This is a genomic window from Acinetobacter sp. YH12021, from assembly GCF_013420145.1.
GTDB classification, from domain to species: domain Bacteria; phylum Pseudomonadota; class Gammaproteobacteria; order Pseudomonadales; family Moraxellaceae; genus Acinetobacter; species Acinetobacter towneri.
Window position 1 is genome coordinate 1 of sequence record NZ_VOYT01000060.1, and the last position, 2,043, is coordinate 2,043.

Below are 2,043 nucleotides of genomic sequence, written 5' to 3' on the forward strand. Positions count from 1 at the left end.
TTACAAAATATATAGAGTTATTTTATAATCAGCGAAGAATTCAAAAAGGCTTGGATTTTAAGACACCAAATCAAATGGCAGAAGACTTTTATCGGTTAGCTGCCTAGAATCTCCCAAGTGAAAGTCTCCTGCTAATTCAGCACACATCACTGTTGATAAATTTTCTAAACAAAAAGGATCAAACTAATCTATAAGCTTTGTGGGTTAGAAAAAAAATAACTCACTTTGCATTGATCATATTTAAATTCTTGTTTTATCCATAGCACTAACCTATTAATTTTAAAAAATAATAGGTACTGGCTAAATAGCAAATCGATACATATCTTTTTCATAGAGGAAATATGATTTTAGTAAGTTCTTGTCTGGCTGGCTTAAAGGTACGTTATAACGGGACGCATAGCTTAAACGAAAAAATCGAAAAATTAGTCAAAGATGGAAAAGCTACTATGGTATGTCCAGAGATTCTTGGCGGTTTATCAACACCACGCGAACCTGCCGAGATTTCGGGAGGTAATGGCGATGATGTCTTAGATGGAAAAGCCTGTGTAATTGAAAAATCAGGAAAGGATGTGACTTCAATCTATATTGAAGGGGCATATAGAACTTTAAAAAAAGTTCAATTATTAAAAGCTACTCTGGTAGTGCTTAAAGAAAATAGCCCTTCATGTGGTAGTTCAATGATTTACGATGGTCAATTTAATGGGAATAAGATCTATGGCAATGGAGTTACCTCCGCTTTGCTTAAACGTCATAATATAAAAGTCATTTCAGAAGAAACTTTTTGGCAACTTTTACCCTAGTTCCTCCGCTTTTATTTAAAATCTTCATGCAACTCCAACCACGCCCCCCTTTGCAATATCAAGTCTCTTCGGTATTTAGAGATATAGTGAGGTAATAATCTAAGAAGCATATCCATTACTTCCACATCAGTTAAAAAGTAGTGGTTCAATTTTATGCTGTAATTCTTTAACAATTTTAGCAAGCTGATCATGTAAAACTAACCAACATTGCTCATGACCTTGCCCAATATATTCATCTATTATGAGTTGCAAAATGTCTTGATCTATCTGACTTAAGAATTCTAAAAACCATGTCGCAGCAACATCCTTGGCAACTATTGTTTTATGATCTAATGTATAAGCTATACGGCATAGCGCTAAAATTTGATTACATTCATCCTGATCGTCTTTCCAATGAGCAATAATTTGTGGATAAGTTTTTTGCATGGCAAATATTAATTGTTCATAGCTAATTGGATTTAACCAATCGCAAATATCAGGTCCAAAGATAGTAATGTTATGTAATTGGGCAGTTTTAAGTAAAATACTAATATCTGGATCAGATTGACTATAAAGTAATTCACCTTTGAGTAATTCTTCTCTCAACCACTCGCCATATTGTAGCTGATATGTATATGGATGATTTTTATTGGTAATACTCCCTTTTTCTAATATCGTAATTTCTAAGGCACGCGCTGTAGCATGACCAATCGGAACAGATATATTTAGAAAATTCTGCGCTAATTGTTTTCTTTCCTGATCGGTAATTTCACGTTCAATAATAACTAAAATATCAAGATCACTTTTATGTTTTAAACCACCATCAACATACGAACCATATAAATAAATAGCATAAAGCTTATCTTTAAAATTTTTTTGTAAAAGCTGTTTTACACTTTCAACTTGGCGACACTCTTCATCATTTAAGCTTTGCATATGATTTTTAATTTAAAAAAATAAGTAATGAATTCATAGAGCATTATACAGAATAAGTGTAAATAATTTAATCAATTAGTAAATAACATACTATTTTTACAATATATTTACTTTCAATATAGAGTTTAATACATAAAACTCTATCAATCAAAAAAAGCTTGAAACAACATCTGAATAGTAAGAGTCATTTCCTCCTCACTTAGAGATGGATCCGGAAATTTGAACAACTCCTATAAGTGATACTCTGCTCCTCAAATGATGTTATAAACATCAATATATGGAGTATTTTATGGCACGTAGACCAAGAAGAAATCATTCAAACGACTTT

At 31.9% G+C, this 2,043-nt stretch carries 2 protein-coding genes; one reads left to right on the forward strand and one right to left on the reverse strand.

Annotation, left to right across the window (positions count from 1 at the left end):
- Nucleotides 1–341: 341 nt before the first annotated feature.
- Nucleotides 342–800: a DUF523 domain-containing protein gene (locus FTT91_RS14435; protein WP_077170035.1), complete on the forward strand. Its 459-nt coding sequence runs from the start codon at nucleotides 342–344 to the stop codon at nucleotides 798–800.
- A 126-nt stretch (nucleotides 801–926) separates the two neighbouring features.
- Here FTT91_RS14435 and FTT91_RS14440 read toward each other — a convergent pair whose 3' ends face one another.
- Nucleotides 927–1,715 (reverse strand): aminoglycoside adenylyltransferase domain-containing protein, encoded by a 789-nt coding sequence (locus FTT91_RS14440; protein WP_038350081.1) that lies wholly within the window; start codon nucleotides 1,713–1,715, stop codon nucleotides 927–929.
- Nucleotides 1,716–2,043 lie beyond the last annotated feature (328 nt).